Source organism: Jiangella asiatica (genome assembly GCF_004349065.1).
In the GTDB taxonomy this organism is placed as follows: Bacteria; Actinomycetota; Actinomycetes; order Jiangellales; family Jiangellaceae; genus Jiangella; species Jiangella asiatica.
The window spans coordinates 54,082-73,425 of sequence record NZ_SMKZ01000018.1; the positions used below are offsets into that span (position 1 = coordinate 54,082).

Consider the following 19,344-nt stretch of genomic DNA (forward strand, 5'->3'; position numbering starts at 1 on the left):
CAATGCGGAACGAAGTCTTCCGCATAGACGCGTAGCGTCACGGTTATGACGAACACGGCGGACCTCACCCCGTTCACCATCGACGTACCGCAGGCCGACCTCGACGACCTGCGCGAGCGACTCGCCCGCACCCGGTTCACGCAAGAGCTGCCCGGCGCCGGCTGGGACCACGGCGTTCCCGTCGGCTTCGTGCAGCGGCTGGTGAAACGCTGGCGCGACGAGTACGACTGGCGCGAGTGGGAGGAGAAGCTCAACGCGTACCCGCAGTTCACCACCGAGATCGACGGCCAGAACGTCCACTTCCTGCACGTGCGCTCCCCCGAGCCCGACGCCTTCGCGCTGCTGCTCACGCACGGCTGGCCGGGCTCGATCGTGGAGTTCCTGGACGTCATCGGCCCGCTGTCGGACCCGCGCGCGCACGGCGGCGACCCGGCGGCCGCGTTCCACCTGGTCATCCCGTCCATCCCGGGCTTCGGGTTCTCCGGGCCCACCACCCAGGCTGGCTGGGGCAAGCAGCGGATCGCCCGGGCCTGGGCGGAGCTGATGCGGCGGCTCGGGTACGAGCGCTACGGCCTGCACGGCAACGACGGCGGATCGCTCATCTCGCCGGAGGTCGGCCGGACCGACCCGGACCACGTCGCCGGCGTCCACGTCACGCAGATCTTCTCCTTCCCCTCCGGTGACCCGGCGGAGACGGAAGGCTTGTCCGAGCAGGACCAGGCCGGGCTCGCGCACCTGACGTGGTTCTGGGAGAAGCTGGGCGCCTTCAACCAGTTGCAGGCCAGCCAGCCGCAGACGCTCGCGCACGCCCTCGCCGACTCCCCCGCCGGCCAGCTCGCCTGGAGCTCGCAGCTGTTCGGCGACGGCGCCGTGAGCGACGACTTCATCCTCACCAACGTCACCATCTACTGGCTGACGAACACCGCGGCGTCGTCCGCGCGGTTCTACTACGAGGGCAACCGCGACGAGGCGCCGACGCAGCCGACGACCGTGCCGCTCGGCCTGGCCGGATTCAAGGACGACTTCATCTCGATGCGCCGCTTCGCCGAGCGCGACCACGCGAACATCGTCCAGTGGCACACCTACGGCAGCGGCGGGCACTACTCCGCGCACCAGGTGCCCGACGTGCTCGTCGAGGACCTGCGCGGGTTCTTCCGCGAGCTGCGGTGACGTGGGGCGGGACCTTGTCGGTGCTCCGCGAGAGAGTGGCCGCATGACCGACGTCCTGACGCGGCGAGAGCTGGGCCGGGCCACCCTGGCGCGGCAGCTCCTCCTCGACCGCGCCGACCGGCCGGTGCTCGACACCGTCGAGCACCTGGCCGGGTTGCAGGCGCAGCAGCCGTTCTCGCCGTACTACCAGCTCTGGTCCCGGCTACGCGGCTTCGTGCCCGCCGCGCTCTGCGAGCCGCTGCTCGACCGGTCACTGGTGCGCATCGCGGCACAGCGCGGCACCATCCACCTGCTCACCGCCGCCGACGCACTGGCCTTGCGGCCCTGGATCCAGCCGATCTACCTCGCCGACCTGAGCACCAACACCGAGCACGCCAAGGCGCTGGTTGGCGTCGACCTCGACGCGGTGCGCGAGGCCGCGCGCTCGTTCCTGGACGAGGAACCCCGTACGGTCGCCGAGCTGGGCCGGCTGCTCGCGCCGCGCTGGCCCGACGTGGGCCCGTCCCATCTGGCGCACGCCGCGCGCAACCTGCTGGTGCTGGTGCAGGTGCCGCCGCGGGCGCTCTGGGGACGCAGCGGCCAGACCCGGCTGACGACGGTGGAGTCGTGGCTGGGCCGCTCGGTGGAGGGCTCGACCGCGCCGGCGCGGTTCGTGCTGCGCTACCTCGCGGCGTTCGGCCCAGCGTCGGTGCTCGACGTGCAGACCTGGTCCGGGCTGACCCGGTTGCGCGAGGTGGTCGACGAGCTGCGGCCCGAGCTGCGGGTCTTCCGCGACGAGTCCGGCCGCGAGCTGTTCGACCTGCCCGACGCGCCCCGTCCGCCCGCCGACACGCCGGCCCCGGTCCGGTTCCTGCCCGACTTCGACAACGTGCTGCGCTCGCACGCCGACCGCACCCGCGTCGTCGACGACGTGAACCGCCGCCGGATGAACCGGCGCAACGGCGTCGTGCCGCACGCCCTGCTCGTCGACGGCGAGGTCGCCGGCTGCTGGCGTCTGGAGGGTGCGGAGCTGACGGTGACCCCGTTCCGGCCGTTGACGCCCGCTGAGCGGGACTCGGTCGTCGACGAGGGCCGCGCGCTGGTGGTGTTCGCAACCGCCGACGAAGACGGAGCCGGCGGCGACGACCCGGACGTGCGGGTGGCGCCGCCGGAGTGATCAGCGGCCGCGAGGGCGCATGATCAGCGCGGCGACGTGGTACGCGCACGGCACCGCGCCGGGGTTGGCGTAGCCGTGCGCCACGTCCGCAGCGAAGTAGGCCGAGTCGCCCGCGGTCAGGTCGTAGGGCGGTCGGTCGCCCAGCGTGAGCTGGAGCCGCCCGGACTCCACCACCACGTACTCGTGCGAGCCGGGCGCGTAGGCCGGGAACGTGCCGGCGTCGCAACCGGGCGGCAGCTCGGTGCGGATCCACTCGAAGTTCACCCCGGGCACGACCGGGGTCAGGATGGTTCGCCGCCAGCCGCCCGGCTCGTCCACCACGTCCTGCTCCCCCGCCCGACGGACGACGACCCGTGGGCCCTCGTCGGCGACGAGCTCGGCCAGCGGAACGCCCAGGCCGCCGGCGATCCGGTCCAGGACGACGACGGTTGGCGCTTTCCGGCCGCGCTCGACGGACCAGAGCATGCTCGCGCTGATGGACGCGCGGTCGGCCATGGCCTGCAGCGTCAGGCGCCGCCGCTGCCGGGCGTCCTGGATGCGCCGGCCCAGCTCGTCGAGGTCCATGGTTCGCTATAATAACGTCTATTGTGACTATAGAGAATTCGCCGGAAGGCCTCGTGCGCACTGCGACCGTCCGGGCCGCCGGCGTCAGCGACCTGGACGCCGTTGCCGCGATCTTCACCCACTACGTCCTGCACAGCGTCGCGACGTTCGAGAACGTGCCGCCGACCGTGGCGGACTGGGAGCGAAAGCTCTCCGACCTCGCCGCGCGCGGCCTGCCCTTCCTCGTCGCCGACCTCGACGACACCGTGGCCGGCTACGCCTACGCCGCGCCGTGGCGACCCAAGCCGGCGTACCAGCACACCGTCGAGAACACGATCTACCTGGATCCGCGGTTCACCGGCCGGGGCGTGGGCCGGACGCTGCTGACCGCATTGCTGGAACGATGCGCGGACGCCGGGGTCCGCCAAGTCGTCGCGGTGATCGCCGACAGCGGCTCCGCCGCGTCCGAGCGCCTGCACCGCGCCCTCGGCTTCGACGACGCCGGCCGCCTCACCGACGTCGGCCACAAGCACGGCCGCTGGATCGACACCCTCCTCCTCCAGCGCCCCCTGATGCTTCCCGAATGATCACGTTCAGCACGAAATCTCGTGTCGCACCATGCTCACAAGCCTCGTGACGCACGGGGAACCCTGGTGATTCCAACGGGTGATCGCCCACCCGACCGATCCCAGGCGCCCCGAGGGATCCGGGCCGCTACGCCACATCACCAGGAGATCTCGCGCATCAACAGGGTTGCAGGCATGGTGCGACACGAGATTTCGTGCTGAACGTGATCATTTCCAGTCCGGCGGAAGGTCTTCTTGCCATTGGGGGGTGTTGACGCAAGAATTACGTTGAGGCGGGCCTCACGAGGGACGTCTTCTGCCTTGATGCGCCCATGCATCCCGTTCGAGGAGGTTCACCGACGTGGCCGAACAGCTCACCATCCGCGCCGACGAAGTCCACGCCGTCCTCGGCAGGCATCTGCTCACCGACGGGTTCAAGCTCGTCCTCGACACTGACGCGAGCAGGGGCAGCTGGTTGGTCGACGCCCGTGACGGTCGGCGCTACCTGGACATGTACACGTTCTTCGCCTCCGCGCCGCTGGGCTGCAATCCGGCTGGGCTGGTCGACGACCCCGCGTTCATGGACCTGCTGGCCCGGGTCGCGGCCAACAAGCCGGCCAACTCCGACGTCTACTCCGTGCACCTGGCCGAGTTCACCGAGACGTTCGCGCGGGTCCTCGGCGATCCCGCGCTGCCGCACCTGTTCTTCGTCGAAGGTGGCGCGCTCGCGGTCGAGAACGCGCTGAAGACCGCGTTCGACTGGAAGAGCCGGCACAACGAAGCGCACGGGCGTGACCCCCGCCTGGGCACCCGCGTCATGCACCTGACCAAGGCGTTCCACGGCCGCAGCGGCTACACCATGTCGCTCACGAACACCGAGCCGAACAAGACCGCACGGTTCCCGCGGTTCGACTGGCCGCGCATCGACGTCCCCGCCATCCGGTTCCCGCTGGCCGACCACCTCGACGAGGTCGTCGGCGCGGAGGAGCACGCGCTCGCCCAGGCCCGGGCTGCCTTCGAGCAGCACCGGCACGACATCGCCGCGTTCATCTGCGAGCCCATCCAGGGCGAGGGCGGCGACAACCACATGCGCCCGGAGTTCCTGCAGGCCATGCAGCGCCTGGTGCACCGGAACGACGCCCTGTTCATCGTCGACGAGGTCCAGACCGGCACTGGCACCACCGGCACCGCCTGGGCGTACCAGCAGCTCGGCCTCACCCCCGACATCGTCGCCTTCTCCAAGAAGGTGCAGGTCGGCGGCATCATGGCCGGCGGGCGCATCGACGAGGTCGCCGACAACGTGTTCGCGGTGTCGGGCCGCATCAACTCCACGTGGGGAGGCGGGCTGGTCGACATGGTCCGGTCCCGCCGGTTGCTGGAGCTCATCGAGCAGGACGGGCTGATCGACGCCGCCGGCCGCAAGGGCGAACGCTTCGTCGCCGGGCTGAGCGCCGTCGCCGCCGAGACCGGCCTGGTGACCAACGTGCGCGGGCGCGGCCTCATGGTGGCCGCCGACCTGCCCGACGGCGCCACCCGCGACTCCGTCCTCACCGACCTGCGCGAGACCGAGCACGTCATCGCGCTCTCGAGCGGCGAGCGGGCGATCCGCTTCCGCCCGGCCCTGTCGGTGTCCGATGATGAGATCGACCTGGCCGTCACCGCGTTCGGTCGCGCGGTCGCCCGCCGGGCCGCCTGACGCGGTCCCCGGCCGCCACCGTCGCCGAGCCGACCACACGAGAGCGACCTGATACAGAACCACCGTCGAGGAGCACACCACCGTGACCCGCATCATCAGCTCTGTCATCGACGGCGCCGCCGTCTTTGATGAAACACAGGCGAGTCTCCAATCTCTCAACCCGGCCCACCTGGACGAGGTCGTCGGCGAGGTGCGGCTGGCGCCGGCCCGCGTCTTCGTCTCCGCCGCGGTGGTCGCCAAGAACGCACAGCCGGCCTGGGCCGACGTCCCGGCGCCGGTCCGCGGCCGGGCCATCGCGCACATCGGCCGCGTGGTCGAGCAGAACTCCGAGAGACTGGCGAAGCTCGTCGTCAGGGAGATCGGCAAGCCCTACGCCGAGGCGCTCGGCGAGGTCCGCGAGATCGTCGACACCTGCGACTTCTTCCTCGGCGAGGGCCGGCGCCTCTACGGGCAGACCGTGCCCAGCGAGATGCCCGACAAGCAGCTGTTCACGTTCCGCAATCCGGTCGGCACGGTCGCGATCATCACGGCCGGCAACTTCCCGGTCGCGGTTCCGTCCTGGTACATCGTCCCGGCCCTGCTCACCGGCAACACCATCGTGTGGAAGCCGGCCGAGTACTCCGCCGTCGTCTCCGAGGCCTTCCACGAGCTGTTCGTGCACGGCGGCGGCCTGCCCGACGGCGTGTTCAACATCGTGCAGGCCGACGGCGCCGCCACCTACGACGGCCTCGAGCAGTCGCTGCAGCTCGGGTACGTCGACAAGGTGGGCTTCACCGGGTCGTCGGAGGTCGGCCGCGAGATCGGCGCGCTCACCGGCCGGCACCTGCAGACCGCGTGCCTGGAGCTGGGTGGCAAGAACCCGCTGGTCGTCACGCCCAGCGCCGACCTCGACCTCGCCGTCGAGGGCGCGCTGTTCTCCGGCTTCGGCACCGCTGGCCAGCGGTGCACGTCGCTGGGCACCGTCATCGTGCACGAGTCGCTGCACGAGGAGTTCCTGCGCCGGTTCACCGCGGCCGTCGACTCCGCCGTCGTCGGCGACCCGGCCCAGGACGTGCTCATGGGCCCACTGCTCGACGCGAAATTCGCCGAGCGGTACGAGAAGTACCTCGGCTGGGTGCAGCCGCAGCACCGGGTGCACGGCCGCACCGGCCGCATCACCGCCGGCAACCCGCGTGCCGGCTTCGTCGGCGACCCCGCCGAGGGCCTCTACTACCACCCGGTGGTGGTCGACGGAGTCCGGCCCGGCGACGAGCTGTTCGACCACGAGACCTTCGGGCCCATCGTCGGCGTCACCACGTACTCCACCCTCGAGCAGGCGATCGACCTGGCCAACGTGCCCGGCTACGGACTGTCCAGCTCGATCTACACCACCGACCCGGCCGACGCGTTCGCGTTCCGGCGCGGCATCGGTGCGGGCATGGTCAGCATCAACAACTCCACGTCCGGCGCGGAGGCGCACCTGCCCTTCGGCGGCAACGGCAAGTCCGGCAACGGGTCGCGCCAGTCCGGCATGTGGGTGCTCGACCAGTTCACCCGCTGGCAGTCGGTCAACTGGGACTACTCCGGCCGGCTGCAGAAGGCGCAGATGGATGTGGCCGAGCTCGAGCCCGACACCGGGTTCCAGCTCGGCGACTGAGGACCCCCGTGACGGCTGAGATCGGCCCCGCGGCGCTCGAGCAGGCCTTGCTGGGCGCCATCCAGGCGCTGCCCGGGGCGACGCGGCAGGCGTCGACGGCGCCCGGCCCGGCCTCGCCTGAGGTGCTGCGCGGCATCTTCGATGCCCAGGTGACCAGCCGGCACCTCGACGTGGTGGCCCGCGAGCTGCAGGCGGCGGGCCGGGGCTTCTACACGATCGGCTCGGCCGGGCACGAGAGCAACGCCGTCGTGGCGGCGGCGCTGCGCCCGTCGGACCCGGCGCTGCTGCACTACCGCTCCGGCGGGTTCTACGCCGCCCGCGCCGCCCAGGTGCCCGGCTCCACACCCGTCCGCGACGTCCTGCAGAGCCTCATGGGCGCCGCCGACGAGCCGATCGCGGGCGGCCGGCACAAGGTGTTCGGCAACGCCCGGCTGTCGATCATCCCGCAGACCTCGACCATCGCCTCGCACCTGCCGCGAGCGGTCGGGCTGGCGGTCGCGCTGCACCGGGCGCACCGGCTCGGCGTCGACGTGCCCTGGCCGGCCGACGCCGTCGTCGTGTGTTCCTTCGGCGACGCCTCGGCCAACCACTCGACCGCGGCCGGCGCCGTCAACACCGCCCTGAACACCGCCTACCGCGGCCTGCCGGTGCCGATCCTGTTCGTGTGCGAGGACAACGGGCTGGGCATCTCGGTGCCCACTCCGGCCGGGTGGGTGGCGACGGCGTACGGCGCGCGGCCCGGGCTCGCCTACCTGGCCGCGGACGGCTCCGACCCGGCCGCCGCTCTGAGCACGGCCGAGCAGGCGGTCGCTCACGTCCGCGACCAGCGGCGCCCGGCGTTCCTGCACCTGTCCACCGTCCGCTATCTCGGCCACGCCGGCAGCGATGCGGAGATCAGCTACCGCACGCACACCGAGATCGCCGCCGACCACGCCCGCGACCCCATCCTCGGCACCGCCCGCGCGCTGGTCGCCGCCGGGGCCGCGACTCCGTCCGCCCTGGTGGACCGGTACCGCGAGCTGCGGGCCGAGGTCGACGCCGTCGCGGAGTCGCTGCGCGGCGCCCGCACGCTCGGCTCGGCCGCCGAGATCGTCGCCCCGCTCGCGCCGCGTACGCCCGACGCCGTCGCCCGCGCCGCCGGGGAGCTCTACGACGAGGGACGCGCCGCCGTCCCGGCGACGCTCGCCGAGTCCGTCAACGCCACCCTCGCCGCGGCCCTGGAGCGCGACCGCCGCGTCGTCGTCTTCGGCGAGGACACCGGCCGCAAGGGCGGGGTCTACGGCGTCACCCGGGGCCTGACCCGGCGGTTCGGGCAGGCGCGAGTCTTCGACACCCTGCTGGACGAGCAGTCCGTCCTCGGGCTCGGGCTCGGCGCGGGACTGGCCGGGCTCCTCCCCGTCCCCGAGATCCAGTACCTGGCCTACCTGCACAACGCCGAGGACCAGCTGCGCGGCGAGGCGGCATCGCTGTCGTTCTTCTCCACCGCCCAGTACCGCAACCCGCTGGTCGTGCGCATCGCCGGGCTGGCGTACCAGCGCGGCTTCGGCGGGCACTTTCACAACGACAACGGCGTCGCGGTGCTGCGCGACATTCCCGGCCTGGTGGTCGCCTGCCCGTCCCGCGGCGACGACGCCGCCGCGATGCTGCGCACCTGCCTGGCCGCTGCCGCCGTCGACGGCACCGTGTCGGCGTTCCTCGAGCCCATCGCGCTCTACCACACCCGTGACCTGTACTCCGACGGCGACGGCGGATGGCTCGCCGCCGACTCCGGCGAGCACGTGCCGGTGGGCCGCGCCCGGGTGCACGGGGCAGGCGCCGACCTGACCATCGTGACGTTCGGCAACGGCGTCCCGATGAGCCTGCGCGTCGCCCGGCGCCTGGCCGAGCGCGACGTCGGCGCCCTGGTCCTCGACCTGCGCTGGCTGGCTCCGCTGCCGGTCGAAGACATCGTCCGTGAGGCCAACCTCACCGGCCGCGTCCTGGTGGCCGACGAGACGCGCCACGCCGGCGGCGTCGGCGAAGGCGTGGTGGCCGCGCTGGTCGAGTCGGGTTACACCGGCCGGGTCGCGCGGGTCGCCAGCCATGACAGCTTCGTCCCTTTGGGCACCGCCGCGGGCCACGTCCTGCTCGGGGAGCACGACATCGAGAAGGCCGCCGTCGAGCTGGCCGAGAAGGAGTGACCATGCCATCGCCGCTGGAGCTGCTGAGTGTGGAGCACCTGCTCAGCGATGAGGAGCGCGACCTGCGCGACGCCGTCCGGCGGTTCGTCGACGACCGCGTCCGCCCCGGCATCGCCGACTGGTACGAGGTCGGCCTGGACGAGGCGTCGGCCCGGTCGCTGGCGTCGGACGCCGGAAAGCTCGGCCTGCTCGGCATGCACCTGAGCGGGTACGGCTGCGCCGGCACCAACGCCGTCTCGTACGGGCTGGCCTGCATGGAGCTGGAGGCCGGCGACTCCGGCGTCCGGTCGCTGGTGTCCGTGCAGGGGTCGCTGGCGATGTTCGCCATCTGGAAGTTCGGCTCCGAGGAGCAGAAGCAGCGCTGGCTGCCCGGCATGGCGGCCGGCGAACTGATCGGCTGCTTCGGCTTGACCGAGCCCGACTTCGGCTCCAACCCGGCCGGCATGCGCACCCGCGCCCGCCCCGACGGCGACGCGTGGGTGCTCGACGGCACGAAGATGTGGATCACCAACGGCAGCATCGCCGACGTCGCCGTCGTGTGGGCACGCTGCGACGACGGCGAGGTGCGCGGGTTCCTGGTGCCCGCCGGGACGCCCGGCTTCTCCGCGCCGAAGATCGGCAAGAAGCTGTCGCTGCGCGCGTCCATCACCAGCGAGCTGGTGCTCGAGGGCGTCCGGCTGCCGGCGGACGCGGTGCTGCCCGAGGTCACCGGCCTGCGCGGGCCGTTGTCGTGCCTCAACGAGGCCCGGTTCGGCATCGTCTTCGGCGCGCTCGGCGCGGCCCGCGACTGCCTGCACGCCGCACTCGACTACGCCGCCACCCGCCAGGTGTTCGACCGGCCCTTGGCGGCGTTCCAGCTCACCCAGGCCAAGCTGGCCGACATGGCGCTGGAGCTGCAGAAGGGGTTCCTGCTGGCGCTGCACCTGGGCCGGCTCAAGGACGCGGGCGAGCTCGAGCCGGCACAGATCAGCCTCGGCAAGCTCAACAACGTCCGCGAGGCGCTGGCCATCGCCCACGAGTGCCGCACGATCCTCGGGGCCAACGGCATCACGCTGGAGTACCCAGTGCTGCGCCACGCCAACAACCTGGAGTCGGTGCTCACGTACGAGGGCACCAGCGAGGTCCACCAGCTCGTCATCGGCCAGGCCCTCACCGGTACGTCGGCATTCAGCTGACCAGTCACCGCTTCCGTCGGTCCGGTTCGACCGCCTTCGGTCCGGCTGGACCGGTCTACCTGGTCGTCCGCGGTGCCACCGGCCCGGGGCGAACACACCGCGCTCCTCCAGCATCGCCGGTGCCGCGGCCAGCCGCCTCGTACGAACAAGTCCCGCGAGCATCACCGCGACCGCGCGGCACCCCGACCTGACCCGCCGAAGCAGCAGGAGGGAAGCTCGAAATGATCACGTTCAGCACGAGATCTCGTGTCGCACCATGCTCACGATCATGGTGATCCTCGGGTGATCCTGCTGAACGTGATCATTTCCGGCGGCGGCCGAAGGCCGGGCGGGCGTCATCCCGTCATCGGGCGGTTCTCGTACGCCGTCGACAGCACGATGGTGGTGCGGGTGGAGACGTTCGCCGACGACCGGATGCGGGCCAGCAGGTCCTCGAGGTCCAGCGGCCGGGCCACCCGCACCTTGAGGATGTAGTTCTCCTCGCCGGCGACTGAGTAGCACGCCTCGATCTCGGGGATGCCGGCCAGCCGGTCCGGCGAGTCGTCGGGTTGGCTGGGATCGATCGGCTTGATGGAGATGAACGCCGTCAGAGGGAAGCCGACGGCCTCGTGGTCCACGACGGCGGAGTAGCCGCGGATGACCCCGCGCTCCTCCAGCCGGCGTACGCGCTGGTGCACCGCCGACGTCGACAGGCCGGTGGCCTTGCCGAGGTCGGTGTAGCTCATCCGGCCGTCCTGCATCAACAGCGCGACGATCTTCCTGTCGATCTCCTCCACGGGTGCACTCTAGCGGCGCGCCTGGTCCGGCGCCCTTTCGCCGCGCTGGAGGCGGCCCTGGCACGATGGCGGGGTGGATCTGGACACCGCACGCCCGCTCTTCGTCCCCGAGCCCGGCTGGCTCAACACCGCCAGCTACGGCCTGCCGCCGGCGCCGGCGTGGGAGGCGCTGCAATCGGCCCTGGACGAGTGGCGCCACGGCCGGGTCTCGTGGGAGGGGTGGGGCGAGTCCACCCACCGCGCCCGCGCCGCGTTCGCCCGGCTCGTCGGGGTCGAGGTGTCCGACGTCTCCGCGGGCGCGCAGGTGTCGCAGCTGGTCGGCCAGCTCGCCGCTTCGATACCGGACGGCGCTACGGTGCTCGCCCCCGCCGAGGAGTTCACCTCCAACCTGTTCCCGTGGCTGGCCCAGCAGCACCGCGGCGTCACCGTCCGGACCGTTCCCGCGCGCGACCTGGCCGCCGCCGTCGACGGCGCCACCGACGTGGTCGCGTTCAGCCTGGTGCAGTCCGCGACCGGTGAGGTGGCCGACGCCGACGAGGTCACCGCCGCCGCCCGCGCGGCCGGCGCGATCACCGTCGTCGACGCCACCCAGGCGTGCGGTTGGCTCCCGGTCGACGCGGCGGCCTTCGACGCCGTCGTCGTCGGGACGTACAAATGGCTGCTGTCACCGCGCGGCAGCGCCTTCCTGGTGACGAGGCCGGAGCTGCGGGCGCGCATCGTACCGTCGCAGGCGGGCTGGTGGGCCGGCGACGACCCACACGACTCCTACTACGGGCCGCCGTTGCGGCTGGCCGCCGACGCGCGCCGGCTCGACCTCTCCCCCGCGTGGTTCAGCTGGGTCGGCACCGCGCCGGCGCTGGAACTGGTCGCCGACGTCGGGGTCGACGCCATCCACGCCTGGGACCTGGCGCTGGCCGACCGGTTCCGCGCCGGGCTGGGCCTGCCGCCCGGCGACTCCGCAATCGTCTCCGTCGACGTGCCAGGCGCCGCGGACCGGCTGGCAGCCGCGGGCATCCGGGCCGCCGTGCGCGACGGCCGGCTGCGAGCGTCGTTCCACCTCTACACCACCACCGACGACGTCGACCGCGCGGTGGCCGCACTGACCGCCTGACCCGCCAGTGTCACGTTCCGCCGCCGCGGCGCGTCACCATCTCGGACACCGCGGTCGCTCGACCCTGTCAGTGCGCGACGGCAGACTGGACTCGCGCGACCGATCTCAGGACGGATGGAGAACCCCATGAACCACTTCGACGGCTTCCGTGCGGCTCTGACCGGGGAGGCCTTCGGTCCCGGCGACGACGGCTACGAGGCCGTGCGGCTGCCGTGGAACCTGCTCATCGAGCAGCGCCCGGCGCTGGTCGTGCTCGCGGAGTCGGTCGCCGACGTTCAGGCCACGGTGCGGCTCGCGGCCGAGCAAGGGCTGCCCCTGGCGGTCCAGTCGTCGGGCCACGGCGCCGTGCACCCGTGTGACGACGGTGTCGTGCTCAACGTGTCCCGCCTCACCGGCGTGGACATCGACGCCGAGTCGAAGATCGCCAGCCTCGACGCCGGTGCGCGCTGGCGGGCGGTCCTCGAGGCAGCGGCACCGTACGAGCTGGCCGGCCTGTCCGGCACCGCCCCGACCATCGGCGCCGTCGGCTACACGCTGGGCGGGGGGCTCGGGCTGATGCTGCGGCGGTTCGGCTTCGCCGCCGACAGCGTGGTCGCCGCCGACGTCGTCACCGCCGACGGCTCTCTGGTGCATGCCAGCCAGACGGAGAACCCGGAGCTGCTGTGGGCGCTCAAGGGCGGCAGCGGCAACTTCGGCGTCGTCACCCGGCTGCAGGTGCGGCTGTACCACGTGCCCGCCGTGCACCACGGCATGGCCGTCTACCCCGGCGCCCGGGCCGCTGAGGTGCTGGGCGCCTGGGCCGAGTGGAACGGCGGCGTCTCCGACGCCGTCACCTCCGCGGTCAACGTCATGTCCGTCCCGCCGCTGCCGACGGTGCCCGAGCCGATGCGCGGCCAGCACGTCGCCATGGTCCGGGCCACCATCGCCGGCGGCGACGGCGCCGAGCTCGACGGGCTGCGCTCGGCCCTCGGCGTCCCGCTGATGGACGGGTTCCGCACCTGCACCTACCTGGAGGCGGCACTGTCGGGCATGGAGCCCACCGACCCGATGCCGGCCACGGGCTCCAGCGCCCTGCTGAGCGAGCTGTCCGCCGGCGCCGTCGACACCCTGCTGGCGATGTCCGCGCCCGGTTCCCCGGTGCCCAGCATCGAGATCCGGCACCTCGGCGGCGCGGCGGCGAAGGAGCCGGACCAGCCCAGCGCCGTCTCCCACCGCGACGCCGGCTACAGCGCGGCCGCGAACGCGATCGCCCCGACGCCGGAGCAGCTCGCCGCCGTCCAGGAGCGGCTCGCCGAAGGTTTCGGCGCCCTGTCCGGCTACACCCACCCGGGTGCGCTGGTGAACTTCATGCCCGCACGCAGCACACCGGAGAAGGTCAGGACCGCGTTCTCGCCCGAGTCCTACCAGCGGCTGCGTGAGATCAAGCGCACCTACGACCCCTCCAACCTGTTCCGGTTCAACCACAACATCCCGCCCGCGTCCTGACGGGCCGGTGATCGCCAGGGAGTCGCTGTCCCCAGGGGCGGCAACTTCCTGGTGATCACAGGATCACGAGCTCGCGCGGGCGGTGGTTCAGTCGTTCGGCGCCCGTGGCCGTGACGACGACGATGTCCTCGATGCGCGCGCCGTAGCGTCCGGGCAGGTAGAACCCGGGCTCGATGGAGAACGCCATGCCCGTCTCGAGCGGGGTGACGTTGCCGGCCACTATGTACGGCTCCTCGTGCGTTTCCATGCCGATGCCGTGGCCGGTGCGGTGGATGAAGTACTCCCCCAGGCCGGCCGCGGCGAGGACGTCCCGCGCGGCCGCGTCCACCGACTCCGCGCTCACGCCCGGCGCGACGTGACCGACCGCTGCCGCCTGCGCGCGCACCAGCGCCTCGTATGCGGCGACGAACTGCGCCGGCGGCTCGCCGGTGGCGTAGGTGCGGGTGGAGTCCGAACAGTAGCCCGCCGCGGTGGTGCCGCCGATGTCCACGACCACCGGCTCGCCCCGCTCGATGACGCGGTCGCTGGTCTCGTGGTGCGGGCTGGCGCTGTGGAGCCCGGAGGCGACGATGACGAAGTCGACCCGGGCGTGCCCCTCGGCGACGATGGCCGCGGCGATGTCGCGGGCCACCTCGGCCTCGGTCCGCTCCGGTCGCAGCCACTCGCCCATGCGGGCGTGGACACGGTCGGTGGCGGCGCCCGCCTCGCGCAGCGCCTCGAGCTCCTCCGGTGACTTGCGCACCCGCAGCTCGGAGATGATCGGGCCGGCCAGCCGCTGATCCACGGCCGGCATGGCGGCGCGCAGGCGCAGCACCTTCTCCGCCCACATCTGGTCGTCGAGCCCGACCCGCCGGGCGCCCGGGATTAGTCCCGCGACCACCTCGACCGGGTCGTCGGTCTCCGCCCACGGCCGCAGGTCGACGCCGAGGTCGCCGACTGCGCTGGCGAGGGCTGCCGGCGCCTCCAGCTCGGGCACCACCAGTGTCGCCTGCCCCGTGACCGGCAGCACCAGGCAGGTCAGCCGCTCCAGCGGTATGGCGTCGTAGCCGATCAGGTAGCGCAGCGCCGCGCCCGGCGTGATGAGCAAGGCGTCCAGGCCCGCCCTCGCGGCGGTGGCGCGGGCGCGGTCGAGGCGGTCGAGTGCTCCGGTCACGGTCCGACACTCTAGTCAGTTGTTTTCGATACATTGACGATATATCGTCGTCATGTCGTCAACGTAGCGACAACGAAAGGACGCGACGATGACCGCAGATGCATTGCCCTTCGGGGCCTTCGATGACCGAGGTGGACGCGGTGGCCGCGGTGCCACCCGGCGCGGCCGCGCCGGGTCCCGCTCCATGCGTGGCGCCGCCGGCCGTAGGCGTCGCCTCGCCGAGGTGGCGTGGCTGGCCGGCATGAATGAGGAGCGCGACCGCGGCCGTGGACACGCCCACGGCCGGCGGCACCGTCCTCCGTTCGATCCTGCCGCCTTCGGGCCTGGTTTCGGCCCCGGTGGCTTCGGCCCGTGGGAACGGCGCTCTGGCGGCCGGGGTCCCCGGCGCGGGCCGCGGCGCCGTCGCGGCGACGTCCGCACCGCGGTGCTGGTGCTGCTGGCCGACGGGCCCAAGCACGGCTACCAGCTGATCCAGGAGATCACCGAGCGCAGCGACGGGCTCTGGAAGCCCAGCGCCGGCTCCATCTATCCCGTCCTGCAGCTGCTGGAGGACGAGGGCATGGTGCGCTTCGAGGAGCACGACGGGCGCCGCGTCGTCCACCTCACCGAGACCGGTACAACGTTCGTCAGCGAGAACCGCGCCGAGCTCGACCGGGTGTGGGAGCCGTTCGACGGCGAGCACACCGCTTCGTTCCACGACCTGCGCGAGACGTTCGCCCAGCTCGGGATGGCTGGCATGCAGGTACTGCGCGCCGGGACACCGGAACAGGTCGAAGCCGCCCGGCGGATCCTGCGCACGGCCACCCGCGACCTGTACGCGCTGCTCGCCGAGGGCCCGCCGAACCCACGCGACGGCGACCGGTCCTGAGCCTGGGAGTTCAGATCCCGCCGCCCGCGGCGCCGGTCGTCCCGGCCACGACGATGGCGGACGCGACAGCCGCGTTCACCTCCTGGACGGCAGCCCGCACGGCGGCGGCCGCCCAGGCACCGTCGGCCACCTGCTTGGCGCGCCGCTTCGTCGTACGGCGGTCGTCGGAGGGCACCACCTGCGTCACCGCGTCCACCGCCAGCAACAGTGACACCAGCGCCGCCGTGCGCGCGTCCGGCTCGGCGCCGGCCACCAGTACCGCGTGCAGGCGGTCGCGGACGACGGCCTCGTGCTCGGCGTCGCTCGCCGGCCATCGGGTGGTCGGGAACAACCCCAGGATGCGGCCCTCCTCCTGACGCACCAGCCCGCGATCGGTCAACGTCTCCAGCAGCCGCTGCCGCAGCCCCTTGCGCAGCGCGCCGAGGACGTTCTTGGGCTTCTTGCCCTCGTCGTCGGACAGCTCCGTGAGCCCGTCGTCGAGCACCTCGTCGCCGGTGGCCGCGGGATCCAGCAGGACCAGCCGCCCCTCGCGCACCCGCTCCCCCGGGCCGGCGACACCGACCTTGCCGAGCATGGCCAGCTCCAGCAGGACCGCACCGGCCAGCGCGTTGTCGAGCTTCGTCGCGTCGACCGAGGGCTTGCCCGACTCATCGTCATAGAGCAGCAGCAGGAGATCCTCCGCGATCAGCATGCCGCCGACTCTAGGCGGTCACACCAGCACTCCGCCCGCGTCTCCATCCAGCCGGCGGTGCGACCACACCACCGGGATATTAAGGTCAAGGCATGCCACGACACGCGCAACGGCGCGTCCGCCGCGCACCCCGTCGCAGTGCGTTCGCCGTCGCGGTCGGGGCGCTCGGCGAGCTCATGCTCACCGCCGGCGCCCTCGTCCTGCTCTTCGTCGTATACATGCTCTGGGGTACCGGCCTGCAGACCGCTCAGGCGCAGGACGACCTCGAGGACGAGCTCAGTAGCCGCTGGGGGCAGCTGGCCCCTGAGGCCCCGCCTCCGGATCCGTCCGAGCTCGCCGATGGCGACGCGTACGGCACGCTGCGCATCCCCCGGTTCGGCGACGACTGGGAGTTCACCGTCGTGCAGGGTGTCCTCGACGAGGACCTGGACCGCGGGCCCGGCCACTACCCCGACTCCGCCGACCCCGGCGAACTGGGCAACTTCGCCATCGCCGCGCACCGTTCTGGCCACCTCGAGCCGTTCGCCGACTTCCCCGAGCTACTGGTCGGTGACGTCATCGAGATCGAGATGGCCGACGGCGTGTACGTCTACGAGCTCGACGACGCCCCGGACGGCGACAGCGACGGCAACCGCATCAACATCGACGACGGGTGGGTCGTCAACCCGGTGCCCGGCGAGCCGCTGGACACCGAGCCGACGCAGCGGCGCATCACGCTGACCACGTGCTGGCCGAGGTTCGGCTCGTCGCACCGCATGTACGCCACCGGCCTCCTGGTCAGCGGCCCCACCAGCTAGGCCCGGGCGGCCGGCACCCCACCGCGCGCGGGCGGCGGTCCCGGCTCGGGCTCCAGGTGCGGCAGCAACCGGTCCAGCCAGCGCGGCAGCCACCAGCTCGCGCGGCCGAGCAGGAACATCGTCGACGGCACGATCAGCAGCCGGATGATCGTGGCGTCGATGAGCACGCTGAACCCCAGCCCGACCGCCAGCATCTTGATCACCACGTTGTCCGATGCGACGAACGCGAAGAAGACGCACATCATGATCAGCGCCGCGGACGTGATGACCCGAGCGGTCACCGTCAGCCCGGTGGCCACGCTGCCGCGGGTGTCGCCGGTGGCCAGCCACGCCTCGCGGATCCGCGACAGCAGGAACACCTCGTAGTCCATGGATAGCCCGAACACGATCGCGAACATGACCATCGGCACGTAGGACTCGATCGGCACCTGCTGGTCGACACCCAGCCACGACGACCCCCAGCCCCACTGGAAGACCGCGACGATGACGCCGTACGCAGCGGCGATCGACAGGAGGTTCATCACCGCCGCCTTCAACGCCAGCACGGGGCTGCGGAACGTCAGCAGCAGGACGATGAAGGCCGCCGCGACGACGATCGCGATGATCTCCGGCAGCCGGTCGGCGACGATGTCGCGGAAGTCCAGCTGGGCCGCGGTCATGCCGGTCACGTAGGAGGTCGTGTCCGTTCCGTCGAGGGCCTGCGGGATCGTCTCCTGGCGCAGCGTGTGCAGCAGGTCGTCGGTCGCGGAGTCCTGCGGCCGCGTGCTCGGCGTCACCGTCGAGAACAGGATCGTGCCGTCCTGGCTGGCCGCGAACGGCGTCGCTGACTCCACCCCGTCGGCACCGGCCATCGCCTCCTGCAGTGTCGAGCCGACGTCGGCGGCCTGATCCGCGCTGTCCGAGGAGGGCGGCTCGATGACGACGGTGAACTGGCCGTTCAGGCCAGGACCGAACCCGTCGGAGAGGGCGTCGTACGCGGTGCGCGTCGTGCTGCCCTGCGCCGACGCGCCGTCGTCGACGTGGCCCAGCTCCATCGCCTGCGTGGGAATCGCGAGGACCCCGGCGACGACCACGCCCACGATCAGGTAACGCCACGGATGACGCTCCAGGGCCAGCGCGTACCGGCGCCAGGTCGACGCGCTGTCACTCTCGTCGTCCGTCTCGCCGTCTTTCGGCACCGTCGCAGACTCCTCGGCCACCGGCCGGCGCACGTGCCACGCGTCGATGCGGCGGCCGATCAACCCGAGCAGTGCCGGGACCAGCGTGATCGCGGCGACGCCGGCGACGACGACACCGACGGCGGCCGCGAGACCCAGCAGACCGATGAAGTCGATCCGCGTGGCCCACAGCCCGGACAGCGCGATCACCACGGTCGACGCCGCGACCAGCACCGACCGGCCGCTGGTGGCCACCGTCCGGCCGGCCGCGGTGACGGGGTCGACCCCGTCCATGAGCTGTTGGCGGTGCCGCGTGGTCAGGAACAGCGCGTAGTCGATGCCGACGCCCAGCCCGATCATGACGGTGAGCGTGGGCGCCGCCGTCGCGATGTCGATCCGACTTGCCAGCAGCCCGAGAAGGCTCATGCTGGTCAGCACGCCCACCAGCGACGACGCGATCGGTAGGACGGCCGCGATCACGCTGCCGAACGCGGTCAGCAGAACGATGATCGCGACGCCGATGCCGATGGCTTCGGACCGGCGGTCGTCGGCGACCGGCTCGGCCGCCTGGCCCAGTGCCCCGGTGTAGTCGACGGAGACGCCCGCCGCGCGCGCGGCGTCCGTGGCGTCGTCGATGTCGTCGACGAAGTCCGGCCCGAAGCCGCCCGGGTTGCCGTCGAACTGCACGGTGGCGTACGAGACTGTGCCGTCCTGCGACGTGGTCGCCCCCATCAGGGGATCGGAAACCGCGAGCACGTGGTCGACCGCCTCCACCTGATCGATGGCCTGGTCGATCGGGGTCTCCTGGTCGACGAGTGACCCGTCGCTGTGGAAGACCAGCCGGGCGGAGTACGAGCTCTCAGTGACACCACGGTCGGTCAACAGGTCGCTGCCCTGGCCGGACTCGGTGCTGGGCAGCGTGAAGTCGTCGCTGTAGGTGCCGCCCCACACCCGGTCGGCCACGACCGCGCCGGCCAGCACGACCAGCCAGACCACGATGATGGGCCATGGATGTCGGGCGCAGCCACGCCCCAGGCTGGCCAGCCGGCCCGGTGCATCGTCAACGCGCGGACGCGGCGCGGTGGTGGGTGGGAACTTGTCGTTGTGGTCGCCGATCGAGGCGGGCCGCGAGTCGGTCATGTCATCCCCCGGCTCCGGCGCCACCGGCAAGCGAAGGAGCAGAG

Annotated in this window: 16 protein-coding genes; 11 read left to right on the forward strand and 5 right to left on the reverse strand. The window is 72.1% G+C overall.

Annotated elements, in window-relative coordinates:
* The first annotated feature begins 45 nt into the window (after positions 1 to 45).
* Both E1269_RS14235 and E1269_RS14240 read left to right on the forward strand, forming a co-directional pair.
* Positions 46 to 1,170 carry an epoxide hydrolase family protein gene (locus E1269_RS14235; RefSeq protein ID WP_131895555.1) on the forward strand — a complete coding sequence of 375 codons (1,125 nt, stop codon included), beginning with the start codon at positions 46 to 48 and terminating at the stop codon, positions 1,168 to 1,170.
* 43 nt (positions 1,171 to 1,213) lie between these two features.
* Positions 1,214 to 2,326 carry a winged helix DNA-binding domain-containing protein gene (locus tag E1269_RS14240; protein WP_131895556.1) on the forward strand — a complete coding sequence of 371 codons (1,113 nt, stop codon included), beginning with the start codon at positions 1,214 to 1,216 and terminating at the stop codon, positions 2,324 to 2,326.
* On the opposite strand, the gene E1269_RS14245 is transcribed toward E1269_RS14240, so the two are convergent.
* The gene (locus tag E1269_RS14245) at positions 2,327 to 2,890 is read right to left on the reverse strand and encodes a helix-turn-helix domain-containing protein (RefSeq protein ID WP_131895558.1); all 564 of its coding nucleotides are present in this window, start codon (positions 2,888 to 2,890) and stop codon (positions 2,327 to 2,329) included.
* A 53-nt stretch (positions 2,891 to 2,943) separates the two neighbouring features.
* On the opposite strand from E1269_RS14245, the gene E1269_RS14250 reads away from it, so the two are divergent.
* The 5 genes from E1269_RS14250 to E1269_RS14270 all read left to right on the forward strand — a co-directional run bounded on the left by E1269_RS14250 (position 2,944) and on the right by E1269_RS14270 (position 10,122).
* Positions 2,944 to 3,456 (forward strand): GNAT family N-acetyltransferase, encoded by a 513-nt coding sequence (locus tag E1269_RS14250; protein ID WP_131895560.1) that lies wholly within the window; start codon positions 2,944 to 2,946, stop codon positions 3,454 to 3,456.
* A 340-nt stretch (positions 3,457 to 3,796) separates the two neighbouring features.
* Positions 3,797 to 5,131 carry an L-lysine 6-transaminase gene (lat, locus tag E1269_RS14255; RefSeq protein WP_131895562.1) on the forward strand — a complete coding sequence of 445 codons (1,335 nt, stop codon included), beginning with the start codon at positions 3,797 to 3,799 and terminating at the stop codon, positions 5,129 to 5,131.
* Between the two features lie 82 nt (positions 5,132 to 5,213).
* On the forward strand, positions 5,214 to 6,767 hold the full coding sequence (locus E1269_RS14260) for an aldehyde dehydrogenase family protein (protein ID WP_203433565.1): 1,554 nt from the start codon (positions 5,214 to 5,216) through the stop codon (positions 6,765 to 6,767).
* A gap of 8 nt (positions 6,768 to 6,775) precedes the next feature.
* On the forward strand, positions 6,776 to 8,947 hold the full coding sequence (locus tag E1269_RS14265) for a thiamine pyrophosphate-dependent enzyme (protein ID WP_239000894.1): 2,172 nt from the start codon (positions 6,776 to 6,778) through the stop codon (positions 8,945 to 8,947).
* Positions 8,948 to 8,949: 2 nt separating this feature from the next.
* Positions 8,950 to 10,122: an acyl-CoA dehydrogenase family protein gene (locus E1269_RS14270; protein WP_131895564.1), complete on the forward strand. Its 1,173-nt coding sequence runs from the start codon at positions 8,950 to 8,952 to the stop codon at positions 10,120 to 10,122.
* Positions 10,123 to 10,457: 335 nt separating this feature from the next.
* On the opposite strand, the gene E1269_RS14275 is transcribed toward E1269_RS14270, so the two are convergent.
* The gene (locus E1269_RS14275) at positions 10,458 to 10,898 is read right to left on the reverse strand and encodes an Lrp/AsnC family transcriptional regulator (RefSeq protein ID WP_131895566.1); all 441 of its coding nucleotides are present in this window, start codon (positions 10,896 to 10,898) and stop codon (positions 10,458 to 10,460) included.
* Between the two features lie 73 nt (positions 10,899 to 10,971).
* Here E1269_RS14275 and E1269_RS14280 point away from each other — a divergent pair, with 73 nt between their 5' ends.
* Together E1269_RS14280 and E1269_RS14285 are read left to right on the forward strand one after the other, a co-directional pair.
* Entirely contained in the window at positions 10,972 to 12,009 is a 1,038-nt protein-coding gene (locus E1269_RS14280) for an aminotransferase class V-fold PLP-dependent enzyme (protein WP_131895568.1), read from the forward strand.
* 126 nt (positions 12,010 to 12,135) lie between these two features.
* A complete protein-coding gene (locus E1269_RS14285) occupies positions 12,136 to 13,494 on the forward strand; it encodes an FAD-binding oxidoreductase (RefSeq protein ID WP_162606416.1) in 1,359 nt (452 codons plus the stop codon).
* 55 nt (positions 13,495 to 13,549) lie between these two features.
* On the opposite strand, the gene E1269_RS14290 is transcribed toward E1269_RS14285, so the two are convergent.
* The gene (locus E1269_RS14290; protein ID WP_131895572.1) at positions 13,550 to 14,647 is read right to left on the reverse strand and encodes a M24 family metallopeptidase; all 1,098 of its coding nucleotides are present in this window, start codon (positions 14,645 to 14,647) and stop codon (positions 13,550 to 13,552) included.
* A gap of 88 nt (positions 14,648 to 14,735) precedes the next feature.
* On the opposite strand from E1269_RS14290, the gene E1269_RS14295 reads away from it, so the two are divergent.
* Positions 14,736 to 15,515 carry a PadR family transcriptional regulator gene (locus E1269_RS14295; RefSeq protein ID WP_203433567.1) on the forward strand — a complete coding sequence of 260 codons (780 nt, stop codon included), beginning with the start codon at positions 14,736 to 14,738 and terminating at the stop codon, positions 15,513 to 15,515.
* A 10-nt stretch (positions 15,516 to 15,525) separates the two neighbouring features.
* Here the strand turns inward: E1269_RS14295 and E1269_RS14300 are convergent, their stop codons facing one another.
* Positions 15,526 to 16,206, reverse strand: a complete 681-nt coding sequence (locus E1269_RS14300; protein WP_131895574.1) for a GOLPH3/VPS74 family protein — start codon at positions 16,204 to 16,206, stop codon at positions 15,526 to 15,528.
* Positions 16,207 to 16,298: 92 nt separating this feature from the next.
* Between E1269_RS14300 and E1269_RS14305 the strand changes: the two genes are divergently transcribed.
* Positions 16,299 to 17,003, forward strand: a complete 705-nt coding sequence (locus E1269_RS14305; protein WP_131895576.1) for a class E sortase — start codon at positions 16,299 to 16,301, stop codon at positions 17,001 to 17,003.
* Here E1269_RS14305 and E1269_RS14310 read toward each other — a convergent pair.
* The gene (locus tag E1269_RS14310; protein WP_131895578.1) at positions 17,000 to 19,300 is read right to left on the reverse strand and encodes an MMPL family transporter; all 2,301 of its coding nucleotides are present in this window, start codon (positions 19,298 to 19,300) and stop codon (positions 17,000 to 17,002) included. The two genes, E1269_RS14305 and E1269_RS14310, sit on opposite strands and share 4 nt — an antisense overlap.
* Between the last annotated feature and the right edge of the window lie 44 nt (positions 19,301 to 19,344).